Origin of the sequence: Aeromonas sp. S13(2024), from assembly GCF_041402405.1 — a bacterium.
In the GTDB taxonomy this organism is placed as follows: Bacteria; Pseudomonadota; Gammaproteobacteria; order Enterobacterales; family Aeromonadaceae; genus Aeromonas; species Aeromonas veronii.
Map to the genome: position 1 here is coordinate 102,893 of NZ_JBGLRA010000008.1, position 14,136 is coordinate 117,028.

Below are 14,136 nucleotides of genomic sequence, written 5' to 3' on the forward strand. Positions count from 1 at the left end.
CGAGGTTTTTTATTAGCAACGAGATTGAGATCAGATAGCAAAGTCTTCCAGTGATTTGCCTGCTGCCACTGCGCTGGCAATAGCCGAAGGCATACGGCCCTGGCCGGTCCAGGTTTTCTCTACGCCATTATCCTGATAGCGATATTTGGCAGGACGTGGCGCCCGCTTGGCTTTTTCTGATTTGCCGGGGTTGGTAGCGACAGCGCTTACCAATTCTGCCGGGTCAATACCGGCGGCTTTCAGCATTTCGCTATATTCGTTAATTTTCCGCAGATGCTCTTCACGGGCCTGACGCTCGGCAGCTTCATCCTGCTGACGTTCAGCAACGATAGTAGAGAGTTTTTCCAGTGCCTCTTCCAGTTGTTCCAGAGAAAGCTCGCGGCAGGTCGCACGCAGACTGCGGATATTAAGCAGTACCTTTAAAAATTCATTCATAGGAGTTACCACGTCGAGTCAGAGAAAAATATTATGTTCCAGCTGATTCTTGCTTGGTGATTTAAATAAGTCAAGCTGGGTTAAATATTATATCCGTGGGGAACATCAATACAGATATTTAATATGGCCAGCAATAGGCTTGGTGATTGGATGCCAATGAAACCGCAGTAGGTGAAAATAGCGTCAAAACAGGCGTTGTTGCATCATTTGACTACCATTTTACGACCTTGATATGTTTATCGTGACTATTTAATCAAAAAACTTGCTATAAGCTGCCATCTCGATAAAATGTGCGGCGAATACCTTTAAGTAGAGGCGCGCTGCCTATGAGTATTTGTGCGGAGGGTGATGCCTGTGATGCACAAGGAAAGGAGTCAGCGCCGAAGTGGCCAGGCCATCATACCGGGCTGCTGGTTCTGCATCTAATAGGTGCAGGACTGCCATAGTCATCCACTATGGAGCGCTACCTGAAGGGGCTGAGGAGTATGACCTCCCCATAGGTTTTGTTTCTTTAGATCCTCTCGGTAGATCTCCACCTGTAATCTTTAGGTGCAAAGAGATCATGGACATTAGTCATTTCGCCGACTCCGGTTGGTCCGTTCTTCCCCCCCTGTTGGCTGTCGCGCTGGCGATCATGACCCGCCGCGTGCTGCTGTCCCTTGGTGTGGGCATCGTCACCGGCAGTTTGCTGCTCAATCAGTTTTCACCCCTCGAATCCCTGCATTACATGTTGAATACCGTGCTCAAGATCTTCTGGGTCGATGGCGCGCTCAATCGTGACAATGTCAACATGATCCTGTTTATGCTGCTGCTGGGTGGCCTCATCAGCCTGATGAGCGTCTCCGGGGCGACCCGTGCCTTTGCCGAGTGGGCCGAGCGTCGTGCCAAGACCCGCAAGGGCGCCAAAGCCCTGACTGGCATGATGGTGTTTGCCTTCTTTATCGATGACTTCTTCCACAGCCTGTCGGTGGGGGCAATCTGCCGTCCGGTGACCGACCGCTTCCAGATCTCCCGTGCCAAACTGGCCTATCTGCTGGACTCCACCGCGGCGCCGGTCTGCGTGCTGATGCCCATCTCCTCTTGGGGCGCCTATATCATCGCTCTGGTTGGCGGCATCATGGCGGCACACGGTCTGACTGAACAGAGCCCCATCGCGGCATTTGTCGAGATGATCCCGATGAACCTCTACGCCGTCTTCACCCTGATCATGGTGCTGGTGGTGATTGCATTCCAACTCGACATCGGCCCGATGCGTCAACACGAAGCGTGGGCGCTGGAAGGCAAGCTGTGGGATGAGTCCAAGGGCCGCCCCATCGGTCTGGATATGGAGAGCCCGGAAGAGAGCAACGGCGGCATGATCGACATGGTACTGCCGATCCTGACCCTGACCGCCGCCACCATCTATTTCATGATTGATTCCGGTGCTGCGGTGCTGAGCGAGAAAGGGCTGCCCTTCAGCGTGCTCGGCTCGTTCGAAAATACCAACGTCGGCTCTTCGCTGGTCTACGGTGCCCTGTGCAGTCTGGTGGTCTCCATCGGTCTGGCGATGCGCCTGAAGCTGGGTGCCAAGAACTGGATCAAGGCCGCGCCGCAAGGCGTCATGGCCATGCTGCCAGCCATCAACATCCTGCTGTTTGCCTGGACCATAGGTGCCGTGGTGCGCGACGTTGAGACCGGCAAGTACCTGGCTTCGCTGGCTAACGGCAACCTGCCGATCGAAGTGCTACCTGCCGTGGTCTTTATCCTCTCCTGTGCCATGGCGTTTGCTACTGGTACCAGCTGGGGTACCTTCGGCATCATGCTGCCGCTGGCCGGTGACATGGCCGCCGCCAGCGACATCAGCCTGATGCTGCCGATGCTGGCTGCGGTACTGGCTGGCTCGGTGTTCGGGGATCACAGCTCACCCATCTCCAGCACCAGCATCCTCTCTGCCACCGGTGCCGGTTGCCACCACATCGATCACGTGATGACCCAGCTGCCCTATGCACTGGCCATCGCCTTCGGCGCGGCCATCGGTTACCTGGCGATGGGCTTGATGCACTCCAGCCTGGCCGGTTTCAGTGTCAGCGCACTCTGGTTCGTGCTCTTTATCGGCTATCACCTGAAAAAGGCCAAAGCGCGGCCAGTGCTGGCCACCGCGTAACATTTATAGAGCAAGGGGCCCGCGGGCCCCTTGGTTTTGTCAGGGGCTTTGGTTAGCATGCGCCCCATAAATTCAGTTTCGGAACAGTATCATGGCTTCACTGCACTACAAATTTGCCACCATGAATTCAGGCAAATCCACCCAGCTCATTCAGGCGCACTTCAACTATCTGGAGCGGGGCATGCATCCTCTGGCGATGACGCCAGCCATCGATGACCGTTTCGGGGTTGGGGTGATCAGTGCCCGGGTTGGTCTTGAACTGAAGGTGGACGTGTTCAGCGACAGCTGTGATCTGTTTGAAATGGTGAAAGAGCGCCATGCAAAGAAACATATCGATGTCTTTATCGTGGACGAGGCCCAGTTCCTGACCCGTGAGCAGGTCTACCAGCTGGCCCGCATCGTCGATGAGCAGGATATTCCGGTGATGGCCTATGGCCTCAAGACCGATTTTCGCGGCGAGCTGTTCCCCGGTTCCTACCATCTGCTCTGTCTGGCCGACAAGTTTGAAGAGCTGAAGAGTATCTGCTGGTGTGGCAACAAGGCTCACATGAACTCCCGGGTCAATGAAGCGGGGCAGGTGATGCGTGATGGCGAACAGGTGGAGATCGGTGGCAACGATCGCTATGTGTCACTCTGTCGCAAACACTATCTCGAAGGTCGGGCTTACAAATAATTCGGCTGCGATATTTGAATCGTCGAGCAGGGCGCCAATCTGGCGCCCTTTTTATTTTCCCCAACTTCTATCGCTGTGGTTCAGTCGATCTCGATATCCACCGGCGCAATGATGGGGTCGGCCACCGGCAGGCGTTGAAACAGCTGGCGAAAATGGTGCTGTACCCGACCGATATCCACTAGCGACATGCCGGAGGCAAAACCGAACCATACATAGAGGCCGGTGAGATCGCGAAACATCGGCGGCAAATAGCGGGGTGCGGCAATCAGCCCCTCCAGATAGTGCTGATAGAGCACCGGAATGTCATCCAGTGTCACCTTGCCGACAAACAGCATCGGCAGGATCTCGGGCACCCCTTCCAGCACGGCGCTGCGGATAAAATTGACCGTCTCCACATAGCCACGCACGTAGGAGAGATCCTTGGTAAAGCAGGCGCCGCCGTCCACCATGCCGCCACGAAAGACCCGCTGGGTGATCTTGTAGGCGCCGTGCTCGCTGGTACCCTGCTGCACGAAGTGTTGAAACACCTCGATAAAATCGGCGCCGCGCTCGGCCATGTCGATGGCCATCACCCGATCGGAGATACGCTTGGCCCGATCCGGAAAGGAGCTGAAGGTGAGGGTCTCTATCAGGACGGCCAGCCCCTCCTGACAGGCGGTGATCCGCGGTGAACCGGCGCTCAGCCAGGTGGCATAAGGCTGCTGGCGACCGTTGAGGGTGGTGCCGACATGGACCCACCCCTCGTGTACCTCCAGTACCTGCAAGTCCAGCTCGGAGAAACGGGCGTGGGAGTTGAGTTTGATGTAGTCGCCACCGGCAGCGGCATCGGAGACGATGCCATCGCTCAGCTTCACCTGCACAGTGCCGTCACTGAAGTAGCTCGACAGCTTGCCCTGCAGTTTGGCGACCGCGGCTTCTCCTTCGAACTCCTTGGGGTAGGGGCGCACCAGATGGCGGGCGCCGGGCAGGGAGAAGATATCGCACAGGCGGGCGCCCAGCTCCTTGAGGGTCTTGCGATCCCCGCGCAGGTGATCGCTGGCAGAGCCATAAAGCAGCTGGCTGTAACGCTGAAAATCGGGTTGGCCCCGCTGGCGCAGCATCTCGATCACCACCATGTACTGATCGACCGTCTCTTGCAGGATCCGGCCAAGATCGTCCTGTGGCCCCAGTTTTCTGCGGATCCGGTCCCGCAGCTCCTTGAGCTCCAGATACTTGTTGCGCGGATCGAAGCCGAGGGGGAGGGCATCATAGAAGTGCCTGTCGATAGCGGGCAGCTCCCTGCCACCGCTTGCCAGAAAGCGATCCTGCAGATGGCGTGGCCATTTGATGGCATCCAGAATGCGGATGGGTTTTTGCAGGGTGAGCAGCTCATCCGAGAGTGATTTCAGATGAAGGCGATACTTTTCTTGGATAGTCATGGGGCCCCCTGTGGGGCAAGCGTCATCGTGGATTTGGCTGAGTATATGCATAGCGCTTGCCAAAAAGAAGCGAGCCGCAGGGTTATCGGGTTGGCGTGCTTTTTGTTGATAGCAAATTGGTTTAGACTGCGCCCCTTGATCCCAATCTTGTCGTGGAAATGATGAATATCCCCAGCTCCGAAATGATAATGCGTTGGTTGCAACAGGCTCGTATCGAGCACTATGTCTGCGACCAGTGTCACGGTATCCACATTGTCTCTTTGCAGTCGGTCGATGGTATTCAGGAGAGCCGGATCTTCGTGGAAGAGGAAGGCCTGCTGTTCTCCTCCGAGCTGGAAGTGCGCCCCTCCGCAATGCTGCCGCTGGTTGCCGAACTGGGCCGACTCAATATGCAGTACCCCTCCCTCAAGGTGTTCCTCGATATCATCGATGACAACCTGCCGCGGCTGGTGGTCGGCCACACCGTCTTTACCAAGGCCGGACTCAGCGTCGAGCAGTTCCTGCTGTTCGTGCAAAGCACCATCGCTGCCACCCACGAACTGGTTGCCGAATGCGAACGTTCCGGCTTCCTCAACCTGCCGGAAATCCAGGTTGCACCGGAATCTGTGCATTAAGTGTTCGAACGGTTCGCCAGGTGAAAAAAGCCGTTGACGCGGGCGGGGCTTTCCCCTAAATTACGCCCCGTTCCAGCGCAACAGCGTAGCGAACACCGTGTTGGCTGAACACGTTAAACCACAGACCAAAATTTGGTGAGGTGTCCGAGTGGCTGAAGGAGCACGCCTGGAAAGTGTGTATACGGCAACGTATCGAGGGTTCGAATCCCTCCCTCACCGCCAACTTGCAAAGCCCTGATGGAAACATCGGGGCTTTTGTTTTATGGCGCAATCCCGAGCGGTTGTCTGCATAGGACTGCAAATCCTTATTGTTGATAGCCCAGCATCTGGCTGAACAGCTTGGGCAATAGCAGTGAAATGCCTCGGTGACCTTGACGGCACAGCCAATCCATTGGTCGCTCCTTTTAAAGTTTCCGCCCAATTCAGTACAAGGGCCTCTCGCAAGAGAGGCCCTTTTCATTGCTCGCTGATTCGCCCTGATCGGTACTTGAAAGGCATTCCGTGGTGATACGGGTTAATGCTCCACAGACTACGGAGCCGGGGACAGGTTCAGATGCTTGGTGATGGCCTGATAGAGCTGGGGGTAGTTATCGTCAAAATGATGTCCTCCCGGCAGGGTGATGCTGGTGACGTTGGGTTGGTTGAGACGGGGGCAGAGGCGGTCGCCGTCATCGTCATCGGCTCCTTGCAGGCAGAGCATCGGCAGATCACGGATGGTCTTCACCTGCGGCTCGGTCGGATAGCTGCGCGCCTTGTGGGTTAGCATGTCGCTGACGTGGATCTCGAAATCCGAGCTGGTGGAGGGGGAGAGCATCACGGCCCCGACCAGTCCCTGACGATAGTGCTCCGGTAACCGGTTGATGACGAAGGGGACAATCTCGGCACCAAACGAGAAGCCGACCAGCAGCCAGCGGGGGCGCTGCCAGCGAGTCTGGTAATCATCGAGGATCCGCTCCAGATCGGCGGTCACCTGCTCCGGGGTTTTCTTCTTCCAGTAGTAGGTCAGGGAGCTCCAGCCCACGACCGGCATGCCGTTCAGCTGAAACTGGGCGCTCAGCCCCTTGTCGAGGGCCGCCCAGCCACCATCGCCGCTGAGAAAGATCACCATGGGGGTGTCGGATGGCTGCTTGACCGGCAGCTCAATCAGGCTCAGGTCATCCTTGACCGGGGCGGCGTGCGCCGCAAAAGATGAAACGGGCAGTACGAGACTGAGTAACAGCAATATCAGGGCTCTCATTGGCCATCCTCCTATTTCTTGATCAGCCCTAGCGGGCCGCGGCTAATCAGGGTGATCAGGTGAGTCAGGGTTCTGGGCAGTACCAGCTTGCTGCTGCAGAGCAGGTAGCGGGGTTCCCAGCGGGGCGAAAATTTCTCCTTGTAGCGTCTGAGCCCCTGAAAGTTGTAAAAACGGCTGCCACGCACAAACAGGGTATTGCCAAGGCGGGCCCAGTAGCTGTTGAGCGGGTGATCGTTGAAGCCGGACATGGGGGCCATCCCCAGATTGAAGCTGGCGTACCCCTGCGCCTTACCCCACAGCAGCAGCTCGACAAAGAGAAAATCCATGATGGGGGCGGTGCCGGTATCCAGGCTGTAGCGCATCAGATCGATGGAGAGCATCTCCTTGTTATCGCTCACCCAGAGGTTGGCAAAGCCGACAATCTGCCCCTCGTGCCATACCAGCGCAGCCGGGCTCAAGGTCAGGTAGTCAGGCTCGAAGCGGCCGACCGAGAAGCCCTTCTCCTTGCCCATCTTGCTCTGCAGCCAAGTATCTGAGACGGTCTGCAATCTGGGCAGCAGGGGGGCCACGGCACCTGCCTCGACTACCTCGAAGGTCAGTCCTTCCCGTTTGCCCTTGGCGTGGCTCTGGCGCAGGTTGCGCAGCCGGCTGCCCGCCAGATCGAAGGTAGCCAGATCGACCATCGCCTCTTCACCAAGCTTGAACGGGATCAGCCCCAGCTCCAGATAGAGCGGCAGATAGCGGGCCGACACCTGATAAAAGACCGAATTGGCGTCGTGTTCATCGCATCGCTCGCGAAATTGCCAGAGCAGCTCTTCGATCTGCTCGGGGCGACCGACTGGATCCCCCATCACAATCCAGCTGTTGCCCTCGATGCCATACATCAGGAAGGCGTCACCGGCGGGGTGGAACAGCAGGGACTTGTCCTGCAACTGGGCCAGATAGCCGTGGATCCCCCCTTCGCGCACCACCAGCTCGTGAGCGCGCGCCAGCGTCTCCTTGTCCGGCTTTTCGCCGACCATGCGCAGCGGCGCAAGCAGCTGGGCAACCCCGGCCACGGCCAGCACGGCCACCACGCTCCCCATGGCGCGCAGGCCGCGGGCAGCCCCACCGTGGGGCGAGAAGTGGAACCAGAGGGCGTGGTCATACACCACCTGACGGTAGGAGAAGAGCAGCAGCCACAGCGCTCCCAGCAACACGGCGCCGACCGAAATGAGCCAGCCCGGGGTGTACTGGGGATAGAGCAGCGACCCCTTGCGATAGAAGAGGGAGCGGCAGGGGGTCATGATGAGCAGAAAGCTGCCGAGCAGCAGGGCTGACTCCCAGTCCCCACCCTTGAGCAGGGAGAAGGCGATACCCAGAGCCAGCAGCAGCTGGGTGGTGCGAAACGCGGCGTCGTGACGGCGATAGAGGCTGCGCGCCAGCAGGATCAGGAGGATACCGCTCACGCTGCCGAGCACGTGGGAGAGCTCCAGCAGATGGAGCGGCAACACCTGCAGCCACACTTCAATGTGGCTGCGCATGGTCGGGATCATGCCCGAGCAGAGCAGCAGGCTGCCGGCGGCGAAGGTGCCCATGCTGATAAGGGCAGGCAGAAATTCGCGCACCGCGCTCATCAGCCCCTGTAGCCGCTGCCAGCGCGCTTTTTGTTGCAGCATCTCCTGACTCGCAAAGAGCAGCAGGGCACAGAGAAAGGGAAGCAGATAATAGATGCAGCGATAGAGCAGCAGCGAGGCGAGCAGCTTGTCGGCTGGCAGGTAGTGGGCCAGCAGCAGGCTCATACTCGCTTCGAACACGCCGATCCCGCCCGGCACGTGGGCCAAGACCCCGAGGAAGCTGGCCAACACGAAGGCACTGAGCAGCACAGGGTAGGGGACGCTATCGGCGGGCAGCAGCACAAACAACACGGCGGCGGCGGCCATCCAGTCGGCCAGCGCGACTAGCAGTTGCAACAGACGTATCCGAAAGCCCGGCAGGGTCAGGGTGTGTTTCCGCAAAGAGAGACGGTGTGTGGGCCAGCAGAGGTAGCAGGCCACCAACAGCAGAGCCATCATGCCCGCCAGCTTGAGCAGGGTATCTGCCCATTGCGGCCAGTCAGGCTGCAACTGTGATACATCGCAGGTCAGTAGGGCGCCACCTCCCCACGCCAGCAGGCCGAGGAAGAAGGTGACGGAGCAGAACAGCACCACGCGTGCCACTTCCCCGGTGGCGAGCCCCAGTGCGGAGTAAAGGCGATAGCGTACCGAGGTGCCGGTCAGCAGGGCAAATCCCAAAGTGTTGGAGAAGGTGTAGGCGATAAAGGAGGTGATGCTGACCTGTTGCCAGGGAAGGCGCTTGCCCAGCGCATGGAGCGCCAGCATGTCATAGCTGCAGAGGCAACCATAACTGAGCAGGGTCAGCAACAGGGCGCCCGCCAGTCGCGGCAGGGGTTGGGACCAGATGGCCACACGAATATCGTGCCAGTGCCATGCCTGAGTCAGGTGATACAGCACTGTCAGTGCGGTGCCGAGCAGCAGCAAACTGCACAAGGGGCCTAGCCATTTAAGCAGATGACGCCACATGCCATGTTCCTGTGGTCATTGACCGTTTCCCGCAAAGGGGGAGCCGGGTCGTGGATCCGGTTTGGACGAGGGAGGCGCTCGTCAGGAAAATTTCGGGAAGAGATGGAAAGGGAGGCGTCAGCCTCCCTCTGTGTTATCCAGTGACCGGTTGGATCACTTGGTTTTCGGCGCGACTTTGACGGCAGGGGTCTTGGCGTGGGTGGCTTTATGGTGTTTTTTCACCACCTTGGTCTGGGTCGCCTGCGGTGTGGCTGTCTTGGTCGGGGTGGCCGCCATGGTGAAACCGGAGGTGAGGGCGAAGACGGCAGCCAGGGTCAGGGGAATGATCTTTTTCATGTTCAATTTCCTTATTCGGGTTGATGTTATGGAGCGTTCTCCATGACCTTCATCCTATGACGGTTGCGGCGGCCCTTCAGTGAGCGGTTGGTGACGGTTTGTATCCAAATGTACAGGGAGGGTGAGGCAGAAGCGGGCTCCCTTGCCGGAAGGAAGCAATGCCACATCACCGCCGTGATGGATCGCTATGCTGCGCACTATGGCCAGTCCCAGCCCGGTGCCGCCGGTGCGGCGATCCCGACTCTGATCAAGGCGCACGAACGGCTCGAAGATCTGGGGCGCCAGCGCCGGATCGATCCCCGGTCCATCGTCGCTCACCTCCAGCAGATAGTTCTCCTGCAGCCGCGAGATGGAGAGGGTAACCTCGCTCTCGGCGTAGCGCAGGGCATTGCCGATGAGGTTCTCCACCGCGCGCGTCAGCAGACGCTGATCGCCGCACCAGGGCATGTGGCGTGGCGGCAGATCGAGGGTGAGCCTCTTCTCGGGTGACAGCGCTTGCCAGTCGCCAAGATGCGCTTGTGCCCAGTGACTGAGCTCCAGCTCGTCCCGCTGCAGTGGCAGTTCGGGTCTATCCAGCTTGGCGTAAGTGAGCATCTCTTCGATCAGGGCGTCCAGCGCCCCCAGATCTCGCTCCAGCGCCTGCTGCTCCTGCTCGGCAGGGGCAGGATCGAGCATGGCAAGCCGATAGCGCAACCGGACCAGCGGGGTGCGCAACTCGTGGGCGATGGCATCGGTCAGTTGCTTGCGGCTGGCAATCATGGCCTGCAATTGGGTCGCCATTTGATCGAAGGTGCGTCCCACCCGGGCCAGACTGCTGCCCGGTGGCAGATTGGTTCGGCAGGAGAGATCCCCATCACCTACGCGACGTGCGGTTTGCTCCAACTGTTGCAAGCCGCGCCAGTGGGGACGCAGCCACAGAAGGATGGGCAGGCCGAGGGATAGACCGATCACCAGCAGCAGTCCCACATCGACCCAGTGCAGCTCGTGCAGGTAGGAGAGGTAGGGTACAGGGCCGACAATCAGCACCCGCTCGGTATCGGGGATGCGCTGCAGGAAGGTGTCATCCTCCTCGACGATGACAATGTTGCCGGCAGCCAGAAAGGCCTGATCCTCGCTGGCCAGGGGCTGGCGCACCAGCTCGCCGATCTTGAGGGGGAGGGTAAACTGACTGCTCTGCTCGGCCAGCCGATCGGGCCAGCGCTCTGGCGGGGTTCTTGCCAACTCGCCGGTCAACAGGCCAAGGGATCCTTGCATCATGCGTTCGAGATAGCGATCACCCGCCCGTTCGGCGGTCACCTGATAGACCACACCCACCAGCAGGATGGCCAGGGTGAAGCAGCCGATCAGCAACAGATAGAACTGGATAAAGAGGTGGCGCATGGCGGTGCTCCCGAAAGAGGGCTATTCCCAGGCGTGGGGGACGAAGAGGTAGCCTTTCTGGCGCACAGTCTTGATCCGGGTCGGGTTGTCGGGGTTATCACCCAGTTTGCGGCGCAGGCGGGAGATGGCCACATCCATGCTGCGATCCTGACCGTCGTACTCCCGGCCGCGCAAGCTGCGAAAGAGGGCTTCCCGACTCAAGATTTGGCCCGCGTGGCAGGCGAGCTCCCACAGCAGATCAAAGTCAGCGGTCGAGAGAGCAATGCTCTCGCCATCGAGGCGCACATCCCGCCCCGGGCCATCCACCCGCAGCCGACCAAATTGCAGCTGCTGGGGAACGCTGCTGGTGGCTGCCGGTTGGGTTGATGCTTGTTGGTGCTGGCGAAACTGCACCCTCAGTCTGGCCAGTAGCACGGGTGGCGGGGTGGTTTTAAGGATGTAGTCGTTGGCACCCAGCTCCAGACTCAGGATCTGGTTCATGTCGCTGTCCAGCGAGGTGAGCATTACGATGGGGCCGTCGAAGCGCGGCCGCAGATCCCGACAGAGGGACATGCCATCTTGCCCCGGCAACATGATATCGAGCAGCACCAGATCGGGCTGCTCGGCCTCGACCCGGGCCAGCGCCATGTCCCCTCTGGGCTCGAGGATCACTTCCATATCGTGGCGACCGAGCCAACTGCTGATGAGCTGGCCAATCTCGGGATCATCTTCGACAAAAAGAATGCGTTGCATAGAAAAGCTCCAACGGAAAGCAGGAGAGAAGAAGAGCGATCAGCATATCAATGGCGCTTGGGAAATACAGAAAAAGAACCGGGCAGGCTGATGTGCGGGGGAGAGTGGCTGTGTCATCGATGGGGAGAAGCACATCGTGACAAATGGGCAGAGCCGCGTTTATCGAGCTGGAGGATGACCTTGCAGACAAGGCAAGGAGCTGTGGAGCGCAAAACAAAAAAACCGGCAAAGGCCGGTTTTTCGTGGAGCAGACCAGAAGGTCACTGCTCCAGGTCGATGGACATCACCTTGCGGCGATTATCGACAGAATAATGGGGTGGCTGATGGGGCTCGAACCCACGACAACCGGAATCACAATCCGGGACTCTACCAACTGAGCTACAGCCACCACTGAAATTTTCATCAACACTCGCCAATCCAGAAGAAAAGGAGAGCATCAATGGCGCGCCCTGCAGGATTCGAACCTGCGACCCACGGCTTAGAAGGCCGTTGCTCTATCCAACTGAGCTAAGGGCGCTTTGTATCAACACGTCTTAGGGACGAGTCGATGAACATGGTCGGTGATAAAGGATTCGAACCTTTGACCCTCTGGTCCCAAACCAGATGCGCTACCGGACTGCGCTAATCACCGAAAATCCTTGACCAGCATATCGACAAGAGTCGTACTGGGCAACGGGCGGGCATCATAGCCAAGCGTAAGGGCCAGCGTCAACGACTTTTTCCCCCAGTAAATTCAAGTGCCTACTTATTGCCCGCTACAGGTCTGGCGTGCGTCTGCCGCTAACATCCCGGCTAAAAAAATGCGACAATGCGCGGCAGTTGAACACATGGTGAGTGGAGAACGATGTCTGCCAAAATCATAGATGGAAAACAGGTTGCGCAAACGATTCGCAGCCAGGTCGCCGCGCAAGTCCAACAGCGGTTGGCGGCAGGGAAACGGGCTCCAGGGCTGGCAGTCATTCTGGTGGGGGCGGATCCCGCCTCTCAGGTCTATGTCGGCAGCAAACGTCGGGCGTGCGAGGAGGTGGGTTTTCTCTCCCGCTCCTATGATCTGAGTGCCACTGCCAGTCAGGAAGAGCTACTGGCGCTGATCGACCAGCTGAATGCGGATAGCCACGTAGATGGCATTCTGGTTCAGTTGCCGTTGCCGGATCACTTTGATACCACTCAGGTGCTGGAGCGGATCCAGCCTGACAAGGATGTAGATGGATTTCACCCGTATAACGTCGGTCGTCTGGCCCAACGTATTCCGGCGCTGCGCCCCTGCACTCCGAAAGGGATCATGACGCTGATCGAGACCACCGGCGTGAAGACGCATGGTCTGCATGCGGTCGTGGTGGGCGCGTCCAACATAGTGGGGCGTCCCATGACCCTCGAATTGTTGCTGGCTGGCTGCACAACCACGACCTGTCACCGCTTTACCCGGGATCTGGAAGAGCAGGTTCGCCGTGCCGATCTGCTGGTTGTCGCAGTCGGCAAGCCCAACTTCATCCCTGGGGAGTGGATCAAACCGGGGGCACTGGTAATCGATGTGGGCATCAATCGCCTGGCTGATGGCTCGCTGGTCGGGGATGTAGAGTTTGAGACGGCGCGCAGCCATGCCTCCTTCATTACTCCGGTACCCGGTGGCGTGGGCCCGATGACGGTCGCCAGCTTGATGGAAAATACCCTGATCGCCTGCAGCGAATATCACGACTGATCATGGCTGGTGATAACCCTGTGATCCCGTGAGGAGGCAGGATTCGCCAGAAATCTGACAATAAAAAACCGGTTGCTCAGAGAGGAACCGGTTTTTTATTTATCCAACGGGTGTTATTTACATATTTTGTGCTTCGTTTGGCACAATCACAGAGGCGTGATTTCCTTTCGGCCCCTGTTGCAGTTCAAAATTGACAGCCTGACCCGCTTTCAGGGTCTTGTAGCCCTCCATTTGAATCGTGGAGTAGTGAGCGAAGATATCCTCACCGCCCCCTTCCGGACAGATAAACCCAAATCCTTTTGCGTTGTTAAACCACTTAACTGTGCCGGTTGCCATACTTCTACATCCTTTTATTGATTACCCAGAAGTCGTTGAGTAACCTGCGCCAGCCCTTTATAACTAGGGACATGAGCCCATAGCAGACGGGCACAGATTAGCAAGTAACCAATCTAGTCTAACTTTTGAGCGAGTCAAGGAGTTGTTAACAACTGATGTGATCTGGTTAACAAGTCTATTGACAACCTTGTGTTAGACGGTAGTAATCTAGAGGTACCAAAGCGCGATTATGAGCAAGCAGAAAGAACTCTTTGCTAATGAAGAGATTGCAGAAGCAGAGAAAACAAAGCTGCAGCCGCCACCCATGTATAAGGTTGTGTTGAACAACGATGACTACACCCCGATGGAGTTCGTGGTGGAGGTGCTGCAAAAGTTCTTTGGTATGGATTTGGACAAGGCGACTCAGGTCATGCTGAGTGTGCATTATAGTGGTAAGGGTGTCTGCGGCATGTTTACCGCAGAGATCGCCGAAACCAAGGTTGTCCAGGTCAACACCTATGCACGTAACAACGAACATCCACTGCTCTGTACTATGGAAAAGGCTTGAATCTGATGACTTGATGGCGAGTGTG

General features: G+C 57.9%; 13 protein-coding genes, 4 tRNA genes and 1 riboswitch. Of the genes, 6 read left to right on the forward strand and 11 right to left on the reverse strand.

Annotated elements, in window-relative coordinates; genetic code table 11:
- Window positions 1-30: 30 nt before the first annotated feature.
- A complete protein-coding gene (locus tag ACB042_RS12555) occupies window positions 31-435 on the reverse strand; it encodes an H-NS family nucleoid-associated regulatory protein (protein ID WP_005359895.1) in 405 nt (134 codons plus the stop codon).
- 302 nt (window positions 436-737) lie between these two features.
- Window positions 738-909, forward strand: a riboswitch (Lysine riboswitch).
- Window positions 910-997: 88 nt separating this feature from the next.
- Here ACB042_RS12555 and ACB042_RS12560 point away from each other — a divergent pair.
- Window positions 998-2,578: a Na+/H+ antiporter NhaC family protein gene (locus ACB042_RS12560; protein WP_144713555.1), complete on the forward strand. Its 1,581-nt coding sequence runs from the start codon at window positions 998-1,000 to the stop codon at window positions 2,576-2,578.
- 91 nt (window positions 2,579-2,669) lie between these two features.
- Complete coding sequence (locus tag ACB042_RS12565) at window positions 2,670-3,251, forward strand: thymidine kinase (RefSeq protein ID WP_005337121.1); 582 nt, start codon at window positions 2,670-2,672, stop codon at window positions 3,249-3,251.
- Window positions 3,252-3,331: 80 nt separating this feature from the next.
- Here the strand turns inward: ACB042_RS12565 and ACB042_RS12570 are convergent, their stop codons facing one another.
- Entirely contained in the window at window positions 3,332-4,669 is a 1,338-nt protein-coding gene (locus ACB042_RS12570; RefSeq protein WP_371178504.1) for a flavohemoglobin expression-modulating QEGLA motif protein, read from the reverse strand.
- A 158-nt stretch (window positions 4,670-4,827) separates the two neighbouring features.
- On the opposite strand from ACB042_RS12570, the gene ACB042_RS12575 reads away from it, so the two are divergent.
- Both ACB042_RS12575 and ACB042_RS12580 read left to right on the forward strand, forming a co-directional pair.
- Window positions 4,828-5,283, forward strand: coding sequence for a YbjN domain-containing protein (locus tag ACB042_RS12575; protein ID WP_005337119.1), 456 nt, complete (start codon window positions 4,828-4,830; stop codon window positions 5,281-5,283).
- A gap of 134 nt (window positions 5,284-5,417) precedes the next feature.
- Window positions 5,418-5,505 (forward strand) — tRNA-Ser (locus ACB042_RS12580).
- Between the two features lie 307 nt (window positions 5,506-5,812).
- Here the strand turns inward: ACB042_RS12580 and ACB042_RS12585 are convergent.
- From ACB042_RS12585 to ACB042_RS12620, 8 genes are all read right to left on the reverse strand, one after another.
- Window positions 5,813-6,520, reverse strand: coding sequence for an AcvB/VirJ family lysyl-phosphatidylglycerol hydrolase (locus tag ACB042_RS12585; RefSeq protein ID WP_371178505.1), 708 nt, complete (start codon window positions 6,518-6,520; stop codon window positions 5,813-5,815).
- Window positions 6,521-6,531: 11 nt separating this feature from the next.
- Window positions 6,532-9,081, reverse strand: a complete 2,550-nt coding sequence (gene mprF, locus ACB042_RS12590) for a bifunctional lysylphosphatidylglycerol flippase/synthetase MprF (protein ID WP_371178506.1) — start codon at window positions 9,079-9,081, stop codon at window positions 6,532-6,534.
- 153 nt (window positions 9,082-9,234) lie between these two features.
- The gene (locus ACB042_RS12595; RefSeq protein WP_005337116.1) at window positions 9,235-9,417 is read right to left on the reverse strand and encodes a hypothetical protein; all 183 of its coding nucleotides are present in this window, start codon (window positions 9,415-9,417) and stop codon (window positions 9,235-9,237) included.
- Between the two features lie 54 nt (window positions 9,418-9,471).
- Window positions 9,472-10,797, reverse strand: a complete 1,326-nt coding sequence (rstB, locus tag ACB042_RS12600) for a two-component system sensor histidine kinase RstB (protein WP_371178507.1) — start codon at window positions 10,795-10,797, stop codon at window positions 9,472-9,474.
- Between the two features lie 21 nt (window positions 10,798-10,818).
- Window positions 10,819-11,529 (reverse strand): two-component system response regulator RstA, encoded by a 711-nt coding sequence (gene rstA / locus ACB042_RS12605; protein ID WP_258721035.1) that lies wholly within the window; start codon window positions 11,527-11,529, stop codon window positions 10,819-10,821.
- Window positions 11,530-11,841: 312 nt separating this feature from the next.
- Window positions 11,842-11,917 (reverse strand) — tRNA-His (locus ACB042_RS12610).
- A gap of 52 nt (window positions 11,918-11,969) precedes the next feature.
- Window positions 11,970-12,046: transfer RNA gene (locus ACB042_RS12615), tRNA-Arg, on the reverse strand.
- Between the two features lie 37 nt (window positions 12,047-12,083).
- A tRNA-Pro gene (locus ACB042_RS12620) sits at window positions 12,084-12,160 on the reverse strand.
- A gap of 213 nt (window positions 12,161-12,373) precedes the next feature.
- Between ACB042_RS12620 and folD the strand changes: the two genes are divergently transcribed.
- A complete protein-coding gene (gene folD / locus ACB042_RS12625) occupies window positions 12,374-13,228 on the forward strand; it encodes a bifunctional methylenetetrahydrofolate dehydrogenase/methenyltetrahydrofolate cyclohydrolase FolD (protein WP_005337113.1) in 855 nt (284 codons plus the stop codon).
- 117 nt (window positions 13,229-13,345) lie between these two features.
- Here the strand turns inward: folD and cspD are convergent, their stop codons facing one another.
- Window positions 13,346-13,564, reverse strand: a complete 219-nt coding sequence (gene cspD / locus ACB042_RS12630; RefSeq protein WP_005300025.1) for a cold shock-like protein CspD — start codon at window positions 13,562-13,564, stop codon at window positions 13,346-13,348.
- Window positions 13,565-13,793: 229 nt separating this feature from the next.
- Here cspD and clpS point away from each other — a divergent pair, with 229 nt between their 5' ends.
- Window positions 13,794-14,111 (forward strand): ATP-dependent Clp protease adapter ClpS, encoded by a 318-nt coding sequence (gene clpS / locus ACB042_RS12635; protein ID WP_005337111.1) that lies wholly within the window; start codon window positions 13,794-13,796, stop codon window positions 14,109-14,111.
- The last annotated feature ends 25 nt before the right edge of the window (window positions 14,112-14,136 follow it).